The organism is Stenotrophomonas sp. STEN033 (assembly GCF_056856655.1).
Map to the genome: position 1 here is coordinate 1 of NZ_JBXFWM010000011.1, position 24,101 is coordinate 24,101.

General features: G+C 63.6%; 13 protein-coding genes. 4 read left to right on the forward strand and 9 right to left on the reverse strand.

All coding sequences use genetic code 11. The features are described 5' to 3' along the window. Positions 1 to 252 precede the first annotated feature (252 nt). A complete protein-coding gene (locus AC1VXC_RS05835) occupies positions 253 to 990 on the reverse strand; it encodes a pteridine reductase (RefSeq protein WP_303747474.1) in 738 nt (245 codons plus the stop codon). Between the two features lie 54 nt (positions 991 to 1,044). Here AC1VXC_RS05835 and AC1VXC_RS05840 point away from each other — a divergent pair, with 54 nt between their 5' ends. Further along, the gene (locus AC1VXC_RS05840; RefSeq protein WP_313494800.1) at positions 1,045 to 2,229 is read left to right on the forward strand and encodes a class I SAM-dependent methyltransferase; all 1,185 of its coding nucleotides are present in this window, start codon (positions 1,045 to 1,047) and stop codon (positions 2,227 to 2,229) included. After that, entirely contained in the window at positions 2,217 to 2,612 is a 396-nt protein-coding gene (locus tag AC1VXC_RS05845; RefSeq protein ID WP_313173043.1) for a VanZ family protein, read from the forward strand. The genes AC1VXC_RS05840 and AC1VXC_RS05845 overlap by 13 nt, the downstream gene beginning before the upstream one ends. 246 nt (positions 2,613 to 2,858) lie before the next feature. Here the strand turns inward: AC1VXC_RS05845 and AC1VXC_RS05850 are convergent, their stop codons facing one another. The 8 genes from AC1VXC_RS05850 to AC1VXC_RS05885 form a co-directional block, all read right to left on the reverse strand. Continuing rightward, positions 2,859 to 5,210 (reverse strand): beta-N-acetylhexosaminidase, encoded by a 2,352-nt coding sequence (locus tag AC1VXC_RS05850; protein ID WP_481539598.1) that lies wholly within the window; start codon positions 5,208 to 5,210, stop codon positions 2,859 to 2,861. 49 nt (positions 5,211 to 5,259) lie between these two features. Further along, entirely contained in the window at positions 5,260 to 6,849 is a 1,590-nt protein-coding gene (locus AC1VXC_RS05855) for an outer membrane protein assembly factor BamB family protein (protein WP_481539599.1), read from the reverse strand. Between the two features lie 84 nt (positions 6,850 to 6,933). Beyond that, positions 6,934 to 9,693 carry a TonB-dependent receptor gene (locus tag AC1VXC_RS05860; protein ID WP_313173046.1) on the reverse strand — a complete coding sequence of 920 codons (2,760 nt, stop codon included), beginning with the start codon at positions 9,691 to 9,693 and terminating at the stop codon, positions 6,934 to 6,936. 686 nt (positions 9,694 to 10,379) lie between these two features. Continuing rightward, the gene (locus AC1VXC_RS05865) at positions 10,380 to 13,220 is read right to left on the reverse strand and encodes a TonB-dependent receptor (RefSeq protein ID WP_481539600.1); all 2,841 of its coding nucleotides are present in this window, start codon (positions 13,218 to 13,220) and stop codon (positions 10,380 to 10,382) included. Positions 13,221 to 13,234: 14 nt separating this feature from the next. Further along, the gene (locus AC1VXC_RS05870) at positions 13,235 to 14,356 is read right to left on the reverse strand and encodes a glucokinase family protein (RefSeq protein ID WP_481539601.1); all 1,122 of its coding nucleotides are present in this window, start codon (positions 14,354 to 14,356) and stop codon (positions 13,235 to 13,237) included. 492 nt (positions 14,357 to 14,848) lie between these two features. Further along, a complete protein-coding gene (locus AC1VXC_RS05875) occupies positions 14,849 to 17,122 on the reverse strand; it encodes a beta-N-acetylhexosaminidase (RefSeq protein WP_482995017.1) in 2,274 nt (757 codons plus the stop codon). 416 nt (positions 17,123 to 17,538) lie between these two features. Beyond that, positions 17,539 to 20,202 carry a TonB-dependent receptor gene (locus tag AC1VXC_RS05880; protein WP_481538478.1) on the reverse strand — a complete coding sequence of 888 codons (2,664 nt, stop codon included), beginning with the start codon at positions 20,200 to 20,202 and terminating at the stop codon, positions 17,539 to 17,541. A 92-nt stretch (positions 20,203 to 20,294) separates the two neighbouring features. Next, the gene (locus tag AC1VXC_RS05885; protein WP_481538479.1) at positions 20,295 to 21,314 is read right to left on the reverse strand and encodes a glucokinase family protein; all 1,020 of its coding nucleotides are present in this window, start codon (positions 21,312 to 21,314) and stop codon (positions 20,295 to 20,297) included. Between the two features lie 369 nt (positions 21,315 to 21,683). On the opposite strand from AC1VXC_RS05885, the gene AC1VXC_RS05890 reads away from it, so the two are divergent. Continuing rightward, on the forward strand, positions 21,684 to 22,976 hold the full coding sequence (locus tag AC1VXC_RS05890; RefSeq protein WP_313173052.1) for a sugar MFS transporter: 1,293 nt from the start codon (positions 21,684 to 21,686) through the stop codon (positions 22,974 to 22,976). A 43-nt stretch (positions 22,977 to 23,019) separates the two neighbouring features. Next, positions 23,020 to 24,096, forward strand: a complete 1,077-nt coding sequence (locus AC1VXC_RS05895; protein ID WP_293714555.1) for a LacI family DNA-binding transcriptional regulator — start codon at positions 23,020 to 23,022, stop codon at positions 24,094 to 24,096. Positions 24,097 to 24,101: the final 5 nt, after the last annotated feature.

Genomic DNA, 24,101 nt, shown 5'->3' on the forward strand with positions numbered 1-24,101 from the left:
GCTCGGCACTACGGGAGTCTTGGGCGGCCAAGGGCTCTTGAGCCCCTCTCCCGCTTGCGGGAGAGGGGTTGGGGTGAGGGCAGCCTTTCGCTGGTAAAGCCCCCTGCCGAGCGTGGCTCGGCACTACGGGAGTCTTGGGCGGCCAAGGGCTCTTGAGCCCCTCTCCCGCTTGCGGGAGAGGGGTTGGGGTGAGGGCAGCCTTTCGCTGGTAAAGCCCCTTGCCGAGCGTGGCTCGGCACTACAGGTGCGGCACTAAGTCAGCAGGCGGCCGCCGTCCAGGCGCAGGGTCTGGCCGGTGATGTAGCCGGCGTCGTCCAGCAGCCAGCGTACCGCCGAGGCGATCTCGTGCGGGGTGCCGAGGCGGTCCAGGGGAGTGCGCTCCATCAGCTTCTGCTTGGCCGCCTCGCTCTTGCCCTGTTCGGGCCAGAGGATGGCGCCGGGGGCAATCGCGTTGACCCGTACATGTGGCGCCAGCTCCAGCGCCAGCGAGCGGGTCACCATCTCCAGCGCGGCCTTGGCCGAACTGTAGGCCGGGTGCTCGCGCAGCGGCTGGGTGGCGTGCAGGTCGGTCAGGTTGACGATGGCGCCGCGCTGCTTGATCAGGTGCGGGGCGGCGGCCTGCGCCAGGAAGAACGGTGCGCGCGTATTCACCGCGAACAATTCATCCCATTGCTCCGGCTGGACCTGCCCGAACGGGGTAGGGAAGAAGTTGGAGGCATTGTTGACCAGCGCATCCAGCCGGCCGAAGTGGCTGACCGCCTGTTCCACCAGGTCGGGCAGGGCGGCCACGTCGCGCAGATCGGCCTCCAGCGCCAACACGCTGCCCGCCCGCTCGCTCTCCAGGTCGAAGGCCAGTGATTGCAGCTCCTCGCTGGACTGGTGCGCATGCAGGGCGATGCGGTAGCCATGGGCGTGCAGGTGACGGGCAATGCCGGCGCCGATGCGGCGCGCGCTGCCGGTGACCAGGGCCACCCGTTGGGATTCTGTCATCTGGGATTTCCTTACTCAGCTATCCTGTGCATTGTCCTCGCAAACCGCCGCATCATGCATTCCGACCTGCCAACCCCCGATTCAGACGCGCTTGCCCACAGCGAGCAGCTGGCCGCGCACCTGCGTGCGGAAATTCTTGCCCAAGGCGGTGCGGTGCCGTTTTCACGCTTCATGGAGTTGGCACTGTATGCGCCGGGTTGGGGCTATTACAGCGCCGGTGCCAGCAAGTTTGGTGCCGCCGGTGACTTCGTCACCTCGCCGGAGATCGGCGCGCTGTTTGCCGCCACCACCGCCAACGCGGTGGCGCCGGTGCTGAAGCAGCTTGGCCCGCAGGCACGCATGCTGGAACTGGGCGGCGGCAGTGGCGCGTTTGCCGAAGTCATGCTCAAGCGCCTGCTGGAACTGGATGCGCTACCCGAGCGCTACGCCATCCTCGAACCCAGCGCCGACCTGCGCGAGCGCCAGCGCGAACGCCTTGAGCGCGCACTGATTCCGCCGGTGTTCGCACTGGTGGAGTGGCTGGACCGACCGTTCGACGACGATTGGGACGGTGTGCTGTTCGCCAACGAGGTGATCGATGCGCTGCCGACGCCGCGCTTCCTCGCTGACGAAGGCGAGATCTATGAAGAGACCGTGGAGCTCGACGGCGAAGGCCGCTTCGTGCGCGGCGCGCAACCCGCCGACCAGTTGATGCTGGCCGCGGTGCGGCATGTAGAGCGTTATCTGGAGCGCCCGTTCGCGCACGGCTACCGTTCCGAAGTGCTGCCACAGCTGCCGTACTGGATCCAGGCCGTGGCCGGTGGCATGCAGCGTGGTGCGATGCTGTTCGTCGACTACGGCTATTCGCGCAGCGAGTTCTACCAGAGCGAGCGTAATGACGGCACGATGCGTGCGTTCTACCGTCACCGCGTGCACAACGACGTGTTCCTGTGGCCGGGCCTGCAGGACATCACCGCCTCGGTGGACTTCACCGCACTGGCGGAAGCCGGTACCAACGCCGGTTTCGACCTGGCCGGATACAGCAACCAGGCCAACTTCCTGCTCGGCAATGGCATCACCGATCTGCTGCTGCAGGCTGAAGCGCGCACCGATGAAGTCGGTCAACTGCGCCTGCGCGATCAGCTCAAGCGGCTGACCTTGCCGACCGAGATGGGCGAGCGTTTCCAGGTGATGGGCTTCAGCCGTGACGTCGACATGTCGGCGGCCTTCCTGCTCGGTGACCTGACGTGGCGGCTGTAAGCACCACGCTGAAGCCACTGCGGCGGCAGGGGTTCTGGTTGGGCCTGTGGTGTGCGGCGGTGCTGGCGGTGATCGTGGTGTGCCTGATCCCGCCGCCCGAACTGAACCTGCCGCAGAACAGCGACAAGGTCGAGCACCTGCTGGCCTACTTCATCCTGTCCGCCAGTGCGGTGCAGCTGTTCGGCAGCCGCCGCGCGCTGTGCTGGGTGGCCGCAGGATTGGTGGCGATGGGCGTTGGCATTGAGTGGGCGCAGGGCGCGCTGACCGCCACGCGCATGGCCGATCCGATGGATGCCCTGGCCAACACCAGTGGTGTACTGATCGGCATGCTGACTGTGCTGACGCCGCTGCGGGATTTACTGCTGCGGCTGCAGGGGCGTTGAGCCGATAGCGTCCCGCCTGCGCGGTGTCAGAACCGGGCCTGGTTGCGGCTGCAACTTAATTCTTTAGATAAATCAGCCATTTCCGCTGTCATGGCACTTACGCAGGCGGCCCTTGGGCTGCTACGTTGGCGCCATCACAGGCACCGTCATGGCGCCGGTGATTTTGCAAAGTCGGTGCGGTGCGGGACGTGGGTGGAGAGGACTCACGTACCGCACCGCGCCTTCCCGGCGATTTCTCCCCGGGCCTTACTTCTTCGGCTGCAGCTGCACCTGGTCCAGCACCCACATCTGCGGACGGGTATCGCCGCTGAAGGTCATGCACAGGTCGGTGATCTGCTCGGCACCGGCTTGCAGCGGTGCTTCCAGTTCAATGAAGCCATCCTTGCCCGGCTGCTGCGGCAGCGGCACGGTGGCCAGCACGCGGCCCTCGCAGCCGGCACGCACTTCAAATTCGCCGTGCTGGCTCACCGGCTTGCGGAAGCCGCGCTTGGCTTCCTCCGGACGCAGCAGACCGAAGTTGTAGGGAATGCGGCCGGCGCGGACCTTGACCGAGGCGATGTCCTGCAACTGCGCGTCTTCCCACAGCCAGCACGGGTTGAAGATGGTGACGTCGAAGTTGTCGCGCTCACCGTGCAGCGGGTTGTCATCGACCAGACGCAGCAGCAGACGGCCGCCCTGCGGGCATTGCGCCAGGGTCTTGTCGGTGCGGGTCAGTAGTGACTGCGCATCGAAGTTCCATTGGCTGGGCTTGTCGGCGACCGGCTTGCCGTTGAAGAAGGTCAACGCGGTCAGCACGGTCGGCACCGGCAAGGTCAGCGCGCCGGGATAGGCCGGTGATTGCGCGGTAGGCGTGCTGCCGTCGGTGGTGTAACGGATGTCGCGGTAGCTGAGCGGGTTGGAAAGCTCGACCGTCACCTTCTCAGCTGCACGATCATCCTGACGCTTCATCGCCACCGACAATGCCGTCTGGCCGTAACCAATGCCCAATGCCTTGTAGCGCTGCAGCTGCGCCGGCAGGCGTGCGAGGAAGTCGTCGTAGCTCTTGTTCTGCAGCGGCGTCCAGGCGATCTCGGACAGCGCGGCCAGGCGTGGGAACACGTTGTGCTTGAGGTCCTTGCCGTTGCGGGTGTGTTCGGTCCACATGTTGGCCTGCACACCGATCACGTGCTTGCGCTGCGCCGGGGTCAGCTCGGCCGGCACCGGGTCGAACGCGTAGACGCGCTGCATCGAGGTGAACTTCGGACGGCCGGTGGGTTCTTCCGGCAGATTGGTCTGCAGGAAATCCAGGTACAAGGTGTTGCCCGGGGTCATCACCACGTCGTGGCCATGGGTGGCCGCTTCGATGCCGCCTTCGATGCCGCGCCAGGACATCACCGTGGCCTGCGGCGGCAGGCCGCCTTCGATGATCTCGTCCCAGCCGATCAGCTTGCGGTCGCGGTCTTCCAGGTACTTTTCCAGCCGCTTGAGCATATGCGACTGCAATGCTTCCTCGTCCTTCAGGCCAAGCTCGCGGATATAGGCCTGCACCTGCGGCGAATCCTGCCACTGGTACTTCACCGCCTCGTCGCCGCCGATATGGATGTACTGGCCGGGGAACATCTCCAGCACTTCGGCCAGGATGTTCTCCAGGAACTGCAGCGTCTCCTCGCGCGGGTTGAACAGATAGGGGTTAACGCCCCAATTGGCGGATGGTTGGGTCGGGCCGTCGACCACGCCGTGCTCCGGATAGGCCGCCACGGCCGCCTGTGCATGGCCCGGCACGTCGATTTCGGGAACGACGGTGATATGACGTGCGGCGGCATAGGCGACCACATCACGGATCTGTTCCTGGGTGTAGTAACCGCAATACAGGTGCGGCTTGCCGTCAGGACCAACGCCCGCTTCCCCCGCGGCAGCACGGCAGCTGCCCACTTCGGTCAGCTTCGGGTAGCGCTTGATTTCCATCCGCCAGCCCTGGTCATCGGTCAGATGCCAGTGGAAGGTGTTGAGCTTGTGCGTGGCCATGGCATCAAGGATCAGCTTGATGTCGTCGATGCTCTGGAAGTGCCGCGCCGAGTCGAGCATGAAGCCGCGCCAGTTGAAACGCGGTGCATCCTCGACCTGCATCGCAGGCAGGGCGATGCTGGCCGAAGGCGCAGCTGCCAGCAGCTGCCACAACGACATCGCGCCATAGAACAGGCCGCGCGCGTCGCCGGCCTCGATCACCACACCGTCGCCATTGATGCTCAGTGCATAGGCCTCCGGCGAGGCCGCAGCCTTGTCCTTGCGGATGCGGAACTGGATGGCGCCCTTTGCCGGGCCACTGCTGTCCGCCTTGAGCTGCAACGGCGTGGTGCGTGCCAGCAGCTGGGTGAACTGGCTGGCGACCTCGCCTGCGCCTTCGGCAGCGATGACGCGGGTGGATGCATCGACGGAGAAGCGGCCGTTGCCCGGCAACACCGATACCGGGCGCGGGATGATGCTGGCGCCGGTCACTTCGACCGGCAACAGTTGGACGCTTGCACTGTTGGCGGCAGCACCTGCATGGCCACTGGCAGCGCCCAGGGCGAGCAGCAGCGCAGCGTGCAGGGCATGGGTGGAAAGTCGGTGTCGGTGCATCATGGTTCCTCGTTGTTGACGGCTGGCGCGTTGACAGCCGCTGTTGCGTTTACAGTTGATGTTGCGATTGCTGCGATCCGCTGGGGGAGGAAGGCAAGACGGGCGGCCCGACAGAGGCCTGGGCGGTGGTTGCGGTGCTCGACTGGATCATCGCATCAAGTGCAAAACCCATCAGCACGCCTTCGATATCGGCTGCAACAAGCACATTCGCATGATGGGCCAGGTTGCCGGCGATGCCCCACTGGAAGCCGCGCCCGGAGGGCAGTGCATGGGTGGCGAGCAGGCGTCCATCGCGTCGGTCGAGTACGCCCACGCCAGCGCCGTGCTCAAGGAAATAGGGATGGCCAGCGGCCATGCCGACCAGCAGGTGATCGCCCAGCGCCAGTGGTGTGCCCCAGCTCCAGCCACCTACATCGGTGCGCCACAGCACACGCCCACTGACGATATCGATGGCACTCACCTTGCGCAGGTCCGAGGAGCCGATGTACAGCGTGTTGCCGTCGAAGGAGGGCTCGGATTCGATCCACGAGGTCCAGAACTGGGTCAGCCACAGCGGGTTGCCGGTGCTGGCATCGATTGCATGCAGCACGCCGCTGCGGTCGTTGCAGAACACGCGGCCGCGATGCACCACCGGTGCTGCGCCCGGGCGTGCGGCCAGGCGGTACTGCCATAGCGGCGTGCCGGTACGTGCATTGAGGGCCTGCACCACGCCGGCCTCGGTGATTGCGAACAGCTGGGTGCCGTCGCTGGCCAGGCCATGCTGGATACGGCCAGCAAGCTGGCGCTTCCAGCGGCTGGCGCCGGTGCGGATGTCCAGCGCCTGCACGCTGCCGTCGCTGCCGCCGATATAGATCTGGCCGTTGCCAAGCAGCGGGCGCGGGCCTTGCCATTCCCAGGCCGCCGATTGCGGTTGTGGGGGCTCGCGGCTGCTACGCGCGTCCTGGATCGACGAGCGCCACTGCTCGCGGCCGGTCTTGCGGTCAAGCCGATGCAGGTAGCCACCATCGCTGCTGATGAAGACCGCATCGTCGGTGACCTGTGCGCTTGCATAGACCGGGTAGCCCAATGCGCTGCCCCAGCGCAGGCTGCCATCGGCAAGGTCGACGGCAAACAGGGTGCCAGCGGTGGTGCCGATATAGGCAATGCCATCGGCGACTACCGGCGAGGCGAAAATCTGGCCACCAAGGTGGGCCTTCCAGCGCGGGCCTGGCAGGGTCTGGGGCGCTGTGTTTGCTGCGGGTTCGGTGGGAAGCGCGGCGGGCGTGCCACGGCGCAGGCGCAGGCGTTCGCCGCTGCCCAGCAAGGTGCCGGTCAATTCCTTGTCCTGCATCCGCAGCGCCATGTGCAGGGTGCGATGGACCAGGGTGTTGCTGTCGTCGAGATCGGCCTTGCCGTGCAGGGGCAGTGAGCGCAGGTGGGCGATGGGCAGATCAAGTTGCATGTCATAGCGGCCGTTGGCGTCGGCCTGCAGGTTGAGCCCGATGCTGACCTTCTCGCGTGGGCTGCCGATCTCGCCGAGCCAGTAGCCGGAGACGTCGTCGGCAGCGCTTGCAGCGCGTGCCGGCAGCAACAGCAGGCAAGCCAGGACCGCCAGCAGCGGAAGGTGGCGGTGAAGGGTATTGGCTTTCGGCTGTTCCATGCAGTGATGCCCGGTGCGTGCTGGTTGGCTGGCAGGAACCTGGCGGGAGCACTCGGCTCCCGCCAGGCGGTGTTGCATTACGGCTTAGAAGGCGAAGCGCAGTGAGGCCATGTAACGACGGCCACTCTTGTAGGCACCATTGAGCAACTTCTCGTTGCCGAAGTAGCTGTGATACTGCTCGTCCAGCAGGTTCATGCCTTCAAGACCGATGCTGAGGTAGTCATTGACCTTGTAGGCCACCGATGCATCCAGTGAGCGGTACTCCATCGTCCATACATCGCGGCCGCCGCTGACGCGGGTGAAGTACTTGTCACGCCAGTTGTAGGTGATGCGGGCGTTCCACTTGTCGTTCTCGAAGAACGGGCTCAGGTTGTACTGATTCTTCGAGTTGAAGGGCAGGGGCTTGCCATTGGTAGCCTCGCCGTCCGAATAGGTGTAGTTGGCGATGATGCCGAAGCCTGCACCGATGTTCTGCTGCCATGCCAGCGAGTAGCCCTTGACCTTGGCATCCCCTGCGTTCTGCGGACGATCCACCAGGAATACCGCGTCACGCAGCTGGTTGATGTTGTAGTGCGTTTCTTCCTGCGAGATGCGCAGCACGTAGTCGCTGACGTCACGGTAGAAGATCGAGGCGGCCAGGATGGCATCCTGCGAGAAGTACCATTCGCCGGAGAAATCCAGGTTGGTGGAGCGGTAGGGCTTGAGGTTGGGGTTGCCACCGCCACCCGTCAGCGACTGGTCGGACAGGAACAGGTAGCTGGACACATCCGCATAGTTGGGACGGGCCATGGTCTTGGCCGCCGAGAAACGCAGCACAACGTCGTCGCTCGCATCGTAGACCAGGTTCAGATTCGGCAGGACGTTGCTGTACTTGTTGCTGCGGGTCACGTAGTCATAGGAAGCTTCGACCTGGGCCGGTGTCATCTGGCTGGTCGTGCAACCATTCAAGCCGGTGTTGCAGGAGTAGGCGCTTGAATCCAGTTTGGTGCTGACATAACGCACGCCGATGTTGCCGCGCAGGCGCTCATAGCTGAAGTCAGCCTGCACGTAGGCGGCCTGGATGTCTTCCTCGATGGTCCAGGTGTTGCGGATGAACTCCGCATTGCCCTTCGTGGTGGGGACCGGTGCAGTCTGGTACGGCGCAAGCCAGGTGTTGCCGCGGATGTAGTCTGCCAACGCCCAGCCATCGATGGTGAAGCGGCGGTTGAGGTCGCCATAGCCACTGAAGCCGCTCAGGTAGTTGTCCGGCAGGTCGCGTGGCTTGAACATGTCGGCGGTGGCATCGCCCCAGCCCTGTACGGAGGGCAGGGTGACGCCACGCTGGATCTGGCCGGTTTCATGGGCGCGCTGTTTGTAGCCAAAGCGCAGCATGTAAACCGGGGAGTCCAGCTTGATGCCGAAGTCGACCTGGCCGTAGGTCTCCTTGTCCAGCGTGGGCTTCTCCACCAGATTGCCGCCCCAGCCGGAGCACCAGTTGTTGGTGGTTGCGCAGTTGGTGCTGGCATAGCCGCCGTCCATGCGGAAGAGCTCCGGCGTGGTGAACGGATTGGGGCCGTGGATGTTCAAGGTTGCCGGGGTGCCAGGACCATTCTGGACTGACCAGTCGTAGTCGGCGCTTGCCAGGAATTCACCAAACACCTGCTCCGGGCCGCCTTCGGCCTTCGTCGAACCGATGTGGGTGGAGGCGAACCAGCGTTCGTCGTTCCAATCCGCCTTGATGTCGTAGGTTTCCGACTCGATCTTGGCGCGACGGTTCTGCATGTCGAACACCATGCGTGCACCCTTGTGCTTGGCGGCGGTGATCAGCCCGTCCTCGATGGTGATGTCGGTCAGAGAACCAAGGCTGCCATACGTGTTGCCCTGCCAGGCGAACATGGCCTGGGCCATGTGGTCGAAGTTGGCGTCGATCTTCACTGCATTGAGTTCGACGTTCAACTTCTCGATCGGCTGGAACTGCAACGATGCGGAGTAGGTGTTGCGCTTGCGCTCCTGTTCGAAAAAGTGCGCGCTGACCGAGCTCGGGCCAACCGCATCGGGGTTGTTGCGGATGGCATCGGCGCAGGCACCGGTGCAGTTGCCGGTGGCGATGGAGCCGGCTGCACCATCCAGGCCGTCGCGATAGTGCTTGGCCAGCACGGTGCCGAAGGACTCGATGCCATCGCGGCGGATGCTTTCATTGGTGGACTGCGCGGACAGGATGAAGCCGAAGGTGTCATCCGCGTTCTTCCAGCCGAATGCGGCCGAGGCGCTGGGGTCGGTCTTTTCGACGCGGTCATTGCGTGAATAGCTCACCCGGCCGGTGATGCTGATCTGCTCGGGCATGTCCAGCGGCTTGCGGGTGGAGACATTCACCGTGCCGCCGATGGAGCCTTCGTCCAGGCGCGCTTCCGGCGACTTGAACACTTCCACCTTGCCGACCAGTTCCGGTGCCAGCAGCGAGTAGTTGAAGGTGCGGGTCGGGAAGTCGGACATGTTCCAGTCGCCCGAGGCGATGGACTGGCCGTTGAGCAGGGTACGGTTCAAGGCCGGGTCAACGCCGAGGATGCTGACGCGCTCGCCCTGGCCGTAGGCGCGGTCGATGGTCACGCCGGGGATGATGGTCATCGCTTCGGCGACGTTGGTCGCGGGGAACTTGCCTACGTCTTCGGCGGTGATCACGTCGACGATGCTGTCGGCATTGCGCTTGGACTCAAGCGATTGCTGCAGGCTGGCGCGGATGCCGGTGACGACGACGCGGTCGAGTTCGGTTGCCGCCTCCGGCTGCGCTTCCTGTGCGCTGGCCGCAAAACTGATCGCCAGACAGCTGACGATGGCGGCGGTTAACGGTGACTTGCGGTGTTTCAAAGGTCTCTCTCCCTTTGCTGATGGATGGCCGGCAAGTGCTGCTGGCCAGTGATTCCCGCATCCCTTCGGGTGTGCGGAGAAACAGCGCGGCTGCCGTGATGGCCGGCCACGTCGAACGCGGTGTCAGGTCAACAACAGGCCGGTTGCAGCAGGGGTCAAGCGCGCACGCTGGCGGGCGCCGTTGGGAGTGGATCGGATGTACTGCCGGCCTTGCTTGTCCACGTCATGCCTCGATGGGTGGGTGGGGCGGGTGACTACCGTCGTTCAGCTCGGGGTGGAGTTTGCGTGTATTTGTTTTCAATTTGCAAAAATAATTTTCACGAAAAACTGACGCCTTGAAATCTCTGTTTCATACTGTAGTTGCTGTTTTTCAAGGATAAATTGAATGAAAAGGAATATCCATTCATTCCTCCTGAAACTTGTTGGAGTGAATTTCAGTCATTTTTGAAAATTATGTTTATCTTCAATTCATTGATAATCCAGATTCCGCTTGGGCGCTTCTCGGGGCGTTGCGGCTGCGATTGCAGTTGCTCCAGTCGGTGCAGGCTGCGCGCGTTGCGCCGTCGCCCGCGGCGGGTAGTTGGAGGCGCACCAACGGCGCATCGCGGGTAAAAAAAAGCGGGCCTGGAAATCCCAAGCCCGCTGGAGAAAAAGACAACAGAACCAGTGAAACGGGTAGCTACGCCTTAGAAGGCAAAGCGCAGCGTGGCCATGTAGCGGCGGCCGGTGCGGTACAGGCCGCGGATGACCTTCTCGGTGTTGGCGACGCCCGGAACCTCGGCGTAGGAGCGGTATTCGCTGTCGAGCAGGTTCATGCCATCCAGACCCAGGGTCAGGTTGTCGGTCAACTTGACGTTGATGTTGGCATCCAGCGAGTCGTAGTCATCGGTGACCAGGAAGTTGCCGCGGTCAGCCTGCGTGTAGTACTTCGAACGCCACGAGTAGGTGACACGCGCGCTCCAGCGCTCGCTCTCGTAGAACGGGCTGAAGTTGACCTGGTTCTTGGAGTTGAACGGCAGGCGGTTGCCGGCATCAGCCTTGGCGTCAGCGTAGGTGTAGTTGGCGAGCAGGCCCAGGCCGTTGTCCAGGCTGGTCTGGAACGCGGCCGAGAAGCCCTGGATCTTGGCGCCACCGGCGTTGTTCGGACGCGAGATGTCGTACTCGGTATCCGTCTGCTGCGACTGGTTGTAATGGGTTTCCTTCTGCGTGGTCACTAGGATGTAGTTGTCGACCTTCTTGTAGAAGGCGGTACCGGCCAGGATGGCGTTCTCGGCGAAGTACCATTCGGCCGACAGGTCGAGGTTGGTGGACTCGTACGGATCCAGGTTCGGGTTGCCACCGCCGCCGGTCAGGGTCTGGTCGCCAATCCACAGGTAGCTGGACATATCGCCGTAGTTCGGACGCGAGATCACCTTTGCTGCCGAGCCACGCAGGACCACGCTGTCATTCAGGTCGTAGGCGACGTTGAGGTTGGGCAGGACGTTGTTGTACTTCTTCTTGACCGTGCTCAACACATAGCCGTCTGCCGGGCACGGGCTCTTCAGCGAAGAGCAGGTGTAGCCGGTGCTTTCCGATTCGGTCTGTACCAGGCGCACGCCGAAGTTGCCGCGCAGGCGGTCATGGCTGAAATCAGCCTGGATGTAGGCAGCGTTGATGTCTTCCTTCACCGTCCAGGTGTTGGCGGCGTAGGACGGATCGCTGAAGGTGCTCGGCGTCGGCATGGTCTGCCACGGGGCCAGCCACTTGCCGCTGTTGATGTAATCGGCCAGTGCCCAGCCGTCGATCATGAAGCGGTTGCTCAGGTCACCCACGTTGCCGAAGCCGCTGAGGTAGCTGTTCGGCACATCCTTGGGGCTGAACTGGTCGGCGGTCAGGTCGCCATAACCCTTGATCGATGCCAGCGATACACCCGCCATCGACTGCGAGGTTTCGTGCTCACGACGCTTCAGGCCGAAGCGGACCTGGTAGATCGGCGAGTCCAGGGTGACGCCGCCGTCGACCTGGAAGTAGCGCTCTTCGTCCTTGGTCGGCTTGGTCACGATGTTGCCGCCCCAGCCTGCGCCCCAGTTGGTGGCGCTGGGCGGGTTGGTGTGCCAGCCACCGGCCGGGCCACCGCCGTCAAAACGGTAGGCGGATGGGTCGGTGAACGGGCTGCCGGCATGGCCGGGCTTCATGTGCGTGGCAACGTCGGCGACCGGGTCGGTCTGGTAGCCGTGGAAGTTCAGGCTCGGGGTCTTGCCGCTGATGTCGTAGCTGTAGTCGGCCTTGTTGAGGAACTCGCCGAACACCTGCTTGCCGGTGCCGCCGCTTGCCTCCGAAATGCCGGCGTGGGCCGAGGCGAACCAGCGCTCGTCCTTCCAGGTGAACTTCAGGTCGTAGGAATCGGTGTCCACCGTGGCCTGGCGGTTGAGCAGGTCATACACGGTCAAGGCATTGCGGAACGAGGCCTTGGTCATCACGCCGCCATCGACGGTGACGTCGGTCAGGCCGCCCAGCGAGTTCCATGGATTGCCGTTGAAGGCAAACATGGAGTGGGTCATGTTGTCGTACTTGGCCTTGACGTTGAGTGCGTTGAACTCGATGTCCAGCTTGTCGGTCGGCTTGAACTGCAGGGCAACGGACAGGGTGTCGCGCTTGCGCTCCTGTTCGAAGTAGTGCGCGCTGATTGCGTTCGGCGCGACCGCATTCGGGTTGGCCAGCAGGGTGGTGGCGCAGGTGCCCACGCAGCTCGGCGGCATGGTGGTGGCCGGGTCGGTCGACCAGTCGGTGGTGGTGGTGGTGATCGAGTTCGGCGAGCCGCCCTTGCCGTTGATGTAATCCTTGCCACTGACCGTGCCGTAGGACTCGATGCCGTCACGACGGATGTTTTCGATCGAGCGCTGGGCGGACACGATCACGCCGAAATTGTCGGCGTCGTTCTTCCAGCCGAACATTGCCGACACCGACGGATCGCCCGCTTCGACGCGGTCGTTGTACAGGTAGCCGACGGCGCCGGAAATGGTGGTGCCGCCCAGGTCCAGCGGCTTGCACGTGGAGACGTTGACGGTACCGCCAATGGAGCCTTCCTCAAGCCACGCTTCCGGTGACTTGTAGACTTCGACCTTGCTGACCAGCTGCGGCGCCAGCAACGAATAGTTGAAGGTGCGGCCCGGCTGGTCCGAGATGAACCAGTCGGCCGAGGCAATGGTCTGGCCATTGAGCAGGGTGCGGTTCAAGGCCGGGTCGGTGCCCAGGATCGAGACCTTTTCGCCCTGGCCGAAGGCCTTGTCGATGGTCACGCCGGGAATGATGGTGATGGCTTCGGCGACGTTGGTGGCCGGGAACTTGCCCACATCTTCGGCGGTGACCACGTCGACGATGGCGTCGGAGTCACGCTTGGAATCCAGCGCCTGCTTCAGGCTGGCGCGGATGCCGGTGACAACCACGGTATCCAGTTCGGTGGCCTGCTGGCCGGCGTCCTGCGCGTGCGCGGAAAAGCTCAGGCAGGTGACGATGGCGGCGGATAGTACGGACTTGCGGTACCTCATGATGTCTCTCCTCATCATTGATGGATGCCGGCGAACTGGCCGGAACTTGTGTCACGGGAAGCTGGGCATGAGCGGGTTGCTGCATGCGCCTGATCTACTGCGGAGTGCGGTGCGCTGGGATCGATTTCCCTGCGTCCCAGATACCAACTGGCGGCGCCGATGACGCCCAGTTGCCCGTGCTCTACCAACTTCACGGGGATGCGTTGCAGCGCTTCGCGCATCGGTCCCTTGTTGAGGAAACGTTCGACGAAGCTGCTGTTCAAAAGGAACGGGCTGATCTTGGGGAGGATGCCGCCAGCCAGGTAGATGCCACCCTGTGCGCCATACAGCAGGGCCATGTCGCCGATGGTCGAACCGAGGACTGCGCAGAACAGCTGCAGTGCCTGCACGGCAAGCGGATCGCTGCCATCGCAGGCAGCGGCGCTGATGGCGTCGGGGCTGGTGTGCGCCGGCGCGCTGTCGCGTACGGCGCACAGCGCGTTGTACAGATTGAGCAGGCCTGGGCCGGACAGCGCATGTTCGATGGCGACATGGCTGCGCCCGCGCAGCATGTGCTGCAGCACGGCGACTTCCAGCGGCGTACTGGCACTCAAGGAGGCCTGCCCGGCTTCGGTGGCCAGTACCATCGAACGGTTGCCATTGGGGATCCACAGGGCGGCGCCCAGGCCGGTGCCGGGGCCGACGATCAATACCGGGCCATCGCCGCTGGCGGGGCCGCTGAGCTGCAGCGCGTCGCCGTCCTTGATGTGGGCGGCAGCATGGGCAACGGCTTCGAAATCATTGACCAGGTGCACGGCGGCGAAGCCAAGATCATCGCGGATGCGATTGCACGACAGTGGCCAGGGCAGGTTGGCGGAGATCACGGTGCCATCGGGCAGGGCATAACCGGCGCTGGCGATGGCGCATTCGCGCACCGTGGCGCGGTCCACCGGGAACTGGGCAAGGATGCTGCTCAGGTCCGGATAGTCGGCGCAGCGGTACTGGCGATAGCCGAGCAGCTGCATGGGCGCGCTGGCGCTGCTGCCCGGCTGCACCAGGCCCACGCGGACATGGGTGCCGCCCACATCGGCGGCCAGCAGCGGCGCGGCAGATGCAGGAGTGGTCAGCTTGGCTGTTGTATTCAGGCTGGCTACCACGCACGTCCCCTGGAAGTTGGCGCGACACCTGTGATGGCGTTGCGGCATGCGGAGTGTCGTGGCTTCGTGACAACGATGTCAAGGCGCACTGCAAAAAATTTTCATCCTCATGGGGATGCGGATGCTGCCTATATATCAATGATTTCAGTGATTATTTTTGTTTCATTTGAAATCCAGGGGCGCTTTTGCATTGAATCTTCCGGGGGCGCTGGAGTCGCGTGAAATTTTTTGGCACGCCAAGGGCGCCTGCTGGAGCGACGTAAGCCGCGAAGCCGGGGGCGATGAAATGGAGGGCTTTCCTGTATCGCTGATCGGCAACGGGCATCGGTGGGTCGATGTAAAGGGCAACTGCTGGCTGTTGGATCAGCTGCTTCGCGGCTTACGCCGCTCCCACAACGTCCCACACATCCGGAATTTCCAATGGCCTGTAGCAGACAGCAGAAGGCCACCGCATGCGGTGGCCTTCTCGGTTACATCACACCGCCGTGCGGATTATTTGGCGGGTTCAAGCTTGATCCAGTCCAGCGTCCACATGTTGGGGCGGGTGTCGCCGGTGAAGCGCACGCACAGGTCGCCACGGTTGGCCGGCGCACTGATCGGGGCATCCAGCTCCAGGAAGCCGTCGGCGCCCGGTTCGGCCGGCAACGGGATCGAGGCCAGCGGCTTGCCTTCGCAGTTGGCCAGGATCTCCATTTCCCCGTGGGCGGTACGCGCCGGTGCGAACTTGCGCGACGGCTCGTCGTGGGCCAGCTGGAAGTTGTAGGGGATGCGACCGGCGCGCACCTTGACGCTGGTGATGCCGGACAGATCGACATCGCTCCACAACCAGCAGGGGTTGAAGATGTTGACGTTGAAGATTTCGCGCTCGCCTTCGGCCGGACCGTCATCTTCCAGGCGCAGCAGCAGCTTGCCACCATTCGGGCACAGGCCGAGCTGGGTGTCCTCACGGACCAGCAGCGAGGCCGCATCCAGCTGAAAGCGGCTGGCTGCTGCCAACGGCTTGCCATCAAAGAAGGCCGCGGCCTGTATCTGCACCGGTACCTTCAGCTGCAGCGGCTGTGCGTACAGCGGCGAGCTGGCGGTAACGGCACTGCCGTCAACGGTGTAATGCACCGGGTAGCCCAGCGGATTGTTGAGGCTCACCTGCACCGCACCGGTGCGGTGCTCGCCCTTGTCCTGCATGTCCACCTGGAACGGCGTCTTTGCATAGGCGATGTTCATTGCCTGGTAGCGCTGCAGCTGGCGCGGCAAGCGCTGCAGGAAGTTGCTGAAGCTGCGCTTGTCCTGCGGGCTCCAGCCGGTCTCGGCGACCGCAGCCAGGCGCGGGAACAGGTTGTGCTCCAGGTTCTGGTTGTTGCGGGTGTGCTCGTTGAACATGTTGGCCTGCAGGCCAAGGATGTGCGAACGCTTGTCCGCGGCAAGGTCGGCCGGTACCGGCTCGAACTCATAGGCCTTCTGCAGGGGGATCGTGGTCGGGCGGCCCGGCGGCTCGTTCGGCGACTCGGTCTGCAGGTAGTCCATGTACATGTGGGTGACCGGCGACATCACCACGTCATGACCTTCGCTGGCGGCCTTGAGCCCGCCCTCGGTGCCGCGCCAGGACATCACCGTGGCCTCCGGCGGCAGGCCGCCTTCGAGGATCTCGTCCCAGCCGATCAGGCGGCGGTCGTGCTGCTCCAGGAACTTCTCCAGGCGCTTGATGATATGGCTCTGCATTTCCATTTCATCTTTCGCGCCGAGTTCGCGCATCCGCTCCTGCACGCGCTTGGAGGCGATCCACTGGTCCTTGACCGCTTCGTCGCCACCGACGTGCACGTATTTGGACGGGAACATCTCAATCACTTCTTCCAGCACGTTTTCCAGGAACTGGAAGGTGCTTTCCTCGGTGTTGAACAGGTTCTGGAAAACGCCCCACTGGTTGTCGATGACCAGCTTCTGTTCGGTGGTGCCCAGTTCCGGATAGGCGACGATGGCGGCGGTGGCGTGGCCGGGTACGTCGATTTCCGGGATGACCTGGATGTGGCGTTCGGCCGCATAGGCGATGATTTCGCGGATCTGCTCCTGGGTGTAGTAACCGCAGTACTGGCGGGCTTCGCCGGTGGCGGCATTGCGGCCGGCATCACCCAGCGGCACGCGGCAGCTGCCGACTTCGGTCAGCTTCGGGTAGCGCTTGATTTCCATGCGCCAGCCCTGGTCATCAGTCAGGTGCCAGTGGAAGGTGTTGAGCTTGTGCTGCGCCATCGCATCGAGCAGCTTCTTGATCTCGTCCATGCTCTGGAAGTGACGCGCGGAATCGAGCATGAAGCCACGCCACGGGAAGCGTGGGGTGTCGTTGATGGTGGCGGCGGCGACGTGGCCCGGCGTGTTGCCGGTCAGCAGCTGGGCGGCGGTGACCGCGCCGTAGAACAGGCCGACATCATCACCTGCGCTGATGTCGATGCCGGTATTGGATACCTTCAGTGCATAGCCTTCGGCGGTGTTGAGCGCTGAAGGATCGAGGCGGAAGCGTATCTGCGCCTTGCTGGCGCTGTCGGCAACGGCCAGGGTTGGGCCGCCGTTCTGCTTGAGCAGGGTTACGAACTGCGCGGCGGCTCGGCGTGCGGCCTCGTCGTTGCCGCCGACGCGTGCGGAATTCTGCAGTACGAAGTCCTTGCCGCCGTCGGCCTGGTAGCTGGCCGGCGGGGGATGAGCGTAGGGGCGGAGGTGGAGTCGGCGGCCTGCACCTGCAGGGCGGACATGCCCAGCAATACGCAGCTGCTGAGCCACGGCGCGCGGCTGCGCTTGTGGAAGGACTTCGTCATGGGCGGAGCTCCTGTCTGTCTTTGCATGGGCGGCAGTGTGTCCTGCCGCATGGATCTTGTGTAGTGCCGAGCCATGCCCGGCATGGTGTTGCTGTTGCTGTTGCTTCTGCTGTTTTTGTAGTGCCGAGCCATGCTCGGCAGGGGCTTCGCTCGACAATGCGTGCGTTGCCGAGCATGGCTCGGCACTACATGAAGCAGGGCAATGCCGAGCATGGCTCGGCACTACATGAAGCAGGGCAATGCCGAGCATGGCTCGGCACTACATGAAGCAGGGCAATGCCGAGCATGGCTCGGCACTACATGTAGTCAAAAAAAACCGGGCCCGGAATGATCCAGGCCCGGCGGGTCACGCTATCCGGCAATGTTGCCTGCCGGCATGGATCAGAACTTGAAGCGCAGGTTGGCCATGTAGCGGCGGCCGGTGAAGTATTCCGCAGCCAGTGCCTCTTCCTGGGCAACGTACTGGCGGTACTTCTCGTTGAGCAGGTTCATCGCATCCAGCGACAGGCTCAGGTTGTCGGTGAAGTTCCAGCCCAGGCTTGCGCTCAGGTCGGCATACGCGGCGGTGGTGGCCGCCGGTGCACCGGCAACATAGCCAACGCCTTCGTACTTGCTACGCCAGTTGTAGTTGACACGGGCGCTGAACTGCTCGTTTTCAAAGTACGGGCTGACGCTGACGGTGCTGCGCGACAGGTAGGGCATGTTGTTGCCGGCATCGGTATCGCCGGTTGCGTAGGTGTAGTTCGCGATCAAGCCCAGGCCGGTGTCGCCGAATGCCTGCTGGTAGTTGACGTTGAAGCCGCGGACACTGGCGCCGCCGGCATTGCGCGGACGGGTGACGCTGTAGTCGCAGAAGCCATCGGCGGTACAGCCGTGCGAGCCAACCGTGGTCAACCAGGTGGTCGGGTTGCTGTCACGCATGGAGTTGTAACGACGCTCGGTGCCCGGGGTCTGCAGCACGTAGTTCTGGGTCTGCTTCAGGAACACCGAGCCTGCCAGCACCGACTGCGGGGCGAAGTACCACTCGGCCGAGAAGTTGAAGTTGTAGGCCTTGTACGGATCCAGGTCCGGGTTGCCACCCGAGCCGGTCATCATGGTGTCGTTGAGGAACAGGTTGTTCGACATCAGGTTGTACGGTGCCCAGGCGATGACCTTGGCAGCCGAAGCACGCAACACCACGTCGCCGCCATTGTCATACACCAGGTTGACGGACGGCAGCATGTTGCTCTTCTTGCTCTTGCTGGTCTGCCACCACTCGGCCGGCGCCGGCAGCACTGGCTGGTTGTCGCCGTACACATAGGCGCTGCTGTCGGTCTTGGTCTGGACCCAGCGTACGCCGAAGTTACCGCGCAGGGCGCCGGTGGAGAAGTTCAGCTGCGTGTACGCGGCCGTGGTCTTCTGCTCCAGTTCCCAGGTGTTGTTCAACAGGCTGGACGCGTCGGAACGCGAGTAGTCCACCGGGCTGCCATGCACCCAGCTGATCACGTTGCCCTGGCCGACCTGCGGGTGGTGGCTGGTGTTGCCGAACACGCCGCCCAGGCTGCCGAGCAGGTTGGTGTTGCCGATGGTGCCGACGTCGGCCAGGCTGCCGGTACGTACGCCGCCATACACGCCCAGGCCGTAGTTTTCGGTGTGCTCGGTGCGACGCACGCCGACCAGCAACTGGTTGAAGATGCTGTCGAAGTTCTTGCTGAAATCCAGCTGCGCGTACTTGTCCTTGGCTTCGGAGCTGAACACGCCGTTGTTGCCGAAGATGTTGCCCCAGTTCGCCGGATCGTAATACGCGGCCTGGTCATCAGCCTGGAAGCCCTTGCGGTAGTCCCAGGTGTAGGAGCCGCTGTAGACCGGCTCGATCAGGTACTGGCTGATGTTCGGGTTCTCGGACTTGCTGGTGCCGATCTTGCCGCCCAGCTTCCAGCCATCACCGCGGTACTGCAGGTCCAGGTCCACGCCCTTGGTGGTCACTTCCGAGAAGCGCACCTGGTTGTCGTAGATGATGCCGGTGCCGCTGCCGGGGTTGGCATTGGTGTGGCCGCCGGTGACGAAGCCGCCCGGGCCGGTCGGGTTGAAGTAGTCGACGGCCTGCATGGACGAGTTGTTCTGCGTCATGAAGTTGTACATCGACTGGTTGTAGCTGTCGAAGTTCTCCTTGATGTACAGGCCGCTCAAGGTGCCCTCGAACTGGTCGTTGGGCTTGAACTGCAGGTTCACCAGGGCGCTGTCACGCTTGCGCTCCTGCTGGAAGTAGGCAACGTTGATTTCCTGCGCGACCTTGTCGGTCGGGCGCAGTTCGCCCTTGCCGACCTGGGCGGCGATGTTCGGGTTGACCTTGGCAAAGTCGGCAACAGTGCTGTAGCCGAAGATTTCGATGCCCTGGCGATCGACCTTTTCTTCATGGCGCTGGGCGGCGACGTTGACGCCCCAGGTGGAGTCGTCGTTCTTCCAGCTGTAGAGCACCGAGATGTTCGGGCTGCCCTTCTCGGCCTGGTCGTTGTAGCTGTAGCCGACCGAGCCGCTGACCGAGTTGGCATCGATGTCCAGCGGCTTGCGCGAATGCATCATCACGGTGCCGCCGAGGCTGCCTTCCGGCAGGCGGGCTTCGGAGGACTTGATGATTTCCAGGCGGCCCAGCACTTCCGGGGCCAGCATGGTGTAGTCGAAGCCACGGTTCGGCGACTCGCCGTACAGCCAGATGGCCTGTGCAACCGGGTGGCCGTCGATGAAGCTCAGGTTGAGGCTCGGGTCGGTGCCGTCGATGCTGACGCGCTCACCCTGGCCGAAGCGACGGTCGATGGTGACGCCCGGGATCAGCGCCATGGCTTCGGCGGCGTTGGTGTTCGGGAACTTGCCGATGTCTTCAGCGGTGATCGACTCGGATACCGTGTCGTTGTTGCGCTTGGTATCCAGCGACTTTTCCAGGCTGGCGCGGATGCCGGTGACCGTCACGGTGTCCAGGTCGGTGGCGTTCTGCTGGGCTTCCTGCGCGTGTGCGCTGAAGGCGAGGCAGCTGACGATGGCTGCCGAAAGAAGGGTCTTGCGATGCATGTTGTCTCTCCTCAACATCAAGATTGATTGGCACTGCGTGCCGCGTTACTACGGGTCCTGCTGGTGGATCTGTTGCTTATGCTGCTGAAGGCTTACTTGGCCGACTTTTCCAGATACCAACTGGCGGCGCCGATGACGCCCAGTTGCCCGTGCTCTACCAGCTTCACGGGAATGCTTTGCAACGCCTTGCGCATCGGCCCCTTGTTGAGGAAGCGTTCGACGAAGGTGCTGTTCAAAAGAAATTGGCTGATCTTCGGCAGGATGCCGCCAGCCAGATAGATGCCGCCCTGCACGCCGTACAGCAGGGCCATGTCACCGATGGTCGAGCCGAGGATGCCGCAGAACAGCTGCAGGGTTTCCACGGCCAGCGGGTCGCTGCCATCGCAGGCGGCGGCGCTGACGGCGTCCGGCGTGGTGTGCACCGGCGTGGTGCCACGCACCGCGCACAGTGCGTTGTACAGGTTGAGCAGGCCGGGACCGGACAGTGCCTGTTCGATCGACACATGCGGACGGTCCTGCAGCATCTGCTGCAGCACGGCCATTTCCAGTTCGGTGGTAGCTGCCAGCGAGGCCTGGCCGGCTTCGGTGGCCAGGACCACCGAGCGGTTGCCGACTGGAATCCACACCGCGGCACCCAGGCCGGTGCCGGGGCCGATCACCAGCGTCGGGCCGCGTTCCACGTCGGTCGGGCCGGTGAGCTGCAGCACCTGGCTGGCGTTGATGTGGCCGGCCGCGTGCGCGACGGCTTCGAAATCGTTGACCAGATGCACGCCGGCAAAGCCGAGTTCATCACGGATGCGGCTGGACGACAGCGGCCACGGCAGGTTGGCCGAAATCACCGTGCCATCCGGCAGCGCGTAGCCGGCGGTGGCGATCACGCAGTGCTCGACCGGCGGGTTGTGGCTGGCGAAGTCGGACAGGATCGCGCTGAGGCTGGGGTAGTCCGCACAGCGATACTTGCGGTAGGACAGGACATCGATGGCCGGATCGTTTGCCGCTGCTGCCTGGATCAGACCGACGCGGACGTGCGTACCGCCCACGTCGGCGGCGAAGAAGGGCCGGCTGGCGGGGTCAAGGCGGGTGGTCTGTAGTGGGGGGACGACAGCAGTCACTCGGGTTCCCTATGGCGAGGCGGAGTGCCCGGAGAGGGCACCAATCGGGGGCGAGTCTGTAATCGTTCTGACAACGATGTCAACGAATAATTGAAATTTTCGATGTTGCGCCGCAGCGCATCTGCGCAAACCTTGGGGCGCCTGCATTTGTTGCATCCGATAACGTGTAGCGGCTTACGTTATGGGGTTTTTCGCAGAAAGCCTGATTCTTCCGGGCTTGTAGGGCATTCCTGATGATCTATCGGAATAGGCCGCCGAAGTGACGTTGTTGACAAACTTGTCCGCAGCAAACAATAAATGTGACAACGTTGTTCCCACGTAATCGCCTGACGGCTCGATCCGTCTCCCGCATCCGCAGGAGCTTTGCCCATGTCTGCTGTTCCCGACTCGACGCCGCGTACCAGCACGGCATCTTCCATCGCCGTGGTCGGCGTGCTGTTTTTCATTCTTGGCTTTTTCACCTGGCTCAACGGGCCGCTCATCACCTTCGTGCAGCTGGCCTTCCAGGTCAGCGAGATATCCGCCTTCCTGGTGTTGATGGTGTTCTACCTTTCGTATTTCTTCCTCGCCATTCCCGCGTCGTGGATCCTGCGCCGCACCGGCATGAAGAAGGGGTTGGCCTTGAGCCTGGTGGTGATGGCGGCGGGCGCGGCGGCATTTGGCCAGTTCGCTACCTGGCGGGTTTTCCCGGGTGCTTTGGCCAGCCTGTTCGTTCTTGGCGGAGGCTTGGCGCTGCTGCAGACGTCGGTCAACCCCTATATTTCCATCCTCGGCCCGATCGAAACGGCCGCACGTCGCATCGCCTTGATGGGCATCTGCAACAAGATCGCCGGCATCCTGGCGCCTCTGTTGCTGGGCTCGCTGGTGCTGCACGGCGTGGGGGATCTTGCCGCCGAAGTCGCCAAGGCCGATCCGGCCACGCGCGAAGCATTGCTGGATGGGTTTGCCGGCGGCATCCACACGTTCTACATGGTGATGTTCGCCATCCTGCTGGTGGCATCGGTCGCGGTGCTGCTGTCGCCGCTGCCGGAAGTCAGCGCCGAAGAATCCAACGCCGCGCCGGAACAAAGCGGTACCGCTGCCAAGCGCAGCATCTTCCAGTTCCCGCACCTGTGGCTGGGCGTGGTCTGCCTGTTCCTGTACGTCGGTGTGGAGGTGATGGCCGGTGATGCCATTGGTACCTACGGGCATGCCTTCGGCTTGCCGCTGGACCAGACCAAGTTCTTCACCTCATTCACCTTGTTCGCGATGCTGCTCGGCTATCTGGCCGGCCTGGCGCTGATCCCGCGCTATATCTCGCAGGAGAAGTACCTGGCCGTGTCGGCGGTGCTGGGCGTGCTGTTCACCCTCGGTGCGTTCTTCACCCACGGCTATGTGTCGGTGGGCTTCGTGGCTGCCCTCGGCTTTGCCAATGCGATGATGTGGCCGGCGATTTTCCCGCTGGCGATCCGCGGCCTGGGTCGCTTCACCCAGACCGGTTCGGCCCTGCTGGTGATGGGTATCGCCGGTGGCGCGATCATCCCGCAGGCCTTCGCCCTGCTCAAGCACGCCTACCCGGAGCACTTCCAGCTGGTGTTCGCGGCGCTGATGATCCCCTGCTACCTGTACATCCTGTACTTCGGCACCGTTGGCCATAACGCGGGCAAGGCACGTGGCGCCTGAATCAAGCATCATGGCGGCAATCGAGCCAACGCGGGAACCGGTAATGCGTAGACCCACCATCAAGGATGTCGCCGAGCGGGCCAAGGTCTCTTTGAAGACCGTCTCGCGGGTGATCAACAACGAGCCTTCGGTGATGCAGGCCACCCGCGCGCGTGTGCTGCGCGCGGTGGCCGAGCTGGACTATGAGCCGGATCCGTCCGCGCGCAACCTGCGCAGCAACACCACCTTCGTGATCGGGCTGGTCTACGACAACCCCAATCCGTACCACATCATCGGGGTACAGAACGGCGTGCTGTCGGCCTGCCGCGAAACCGGCTTCGGCCTGCAGATCCATCCCTGCGACTCGACCTCGCCGATGCTGGCCGAGGAACTGGCCGATTGGGTACAGCGCTCGCGGCTGGCCGGGCTGGTGCTGACCGCGCCGATGTCCGAGCGCCCGGAGCTGGTGGCTGCGCTCAACGCGCGTGGCATCAAGACCGTGCGCATCATCGCCGCCACCGAAGACCCGGGTGATGGCGCCTGCGTGTTCGTCGATGACCGTGACGCCGCCTATGAAATCACCGAGCACCTGATCCAGCTGGGCCACCAGCGCATCGGCTTCCTGTGGGGTGGTACCTCGCACCGCTCCAGTGGCGAGCGCTATGCCGGCTACGAGGCGGCATTGAAGGATTACGGGATCAACCTGGACAAGCACCTGGTGATTCCGGGTGACTACACCTTCGACGATGGCTTCCGTGGTGCGCGCCGCCTGCTGGCGCTGCGCGAACCGCCAACCGCCATCTTCGGCTCCAACGACGAAATCGCCGCCGGCGTGCTGGCGGCGGCCAATTCGGCCGGCTTGAACGTGCCGTATGACCTGTCCATTGCCGGCTTCGAGGACAGCCCGTTCTCGCGCCAGTCGTGGCCGGCATTGACCACCGCCAAGCAGGCCACCGGCGATATCGCCCGCCATGCGGCGCGCCTACTGATCAGCCAGCTGCGTACCGACGCCTACGAAGACAGCCCGGCCCAATTGCAGAACCAGGGCTTCGTACCGCAGCTGGTGGTACGTGGTTCCACCGCGCCGCTGCGCCAGCAGGCGTCGCGACCTCCTTCATCTCCCCCCGACCTTTCCGAGTAATGATC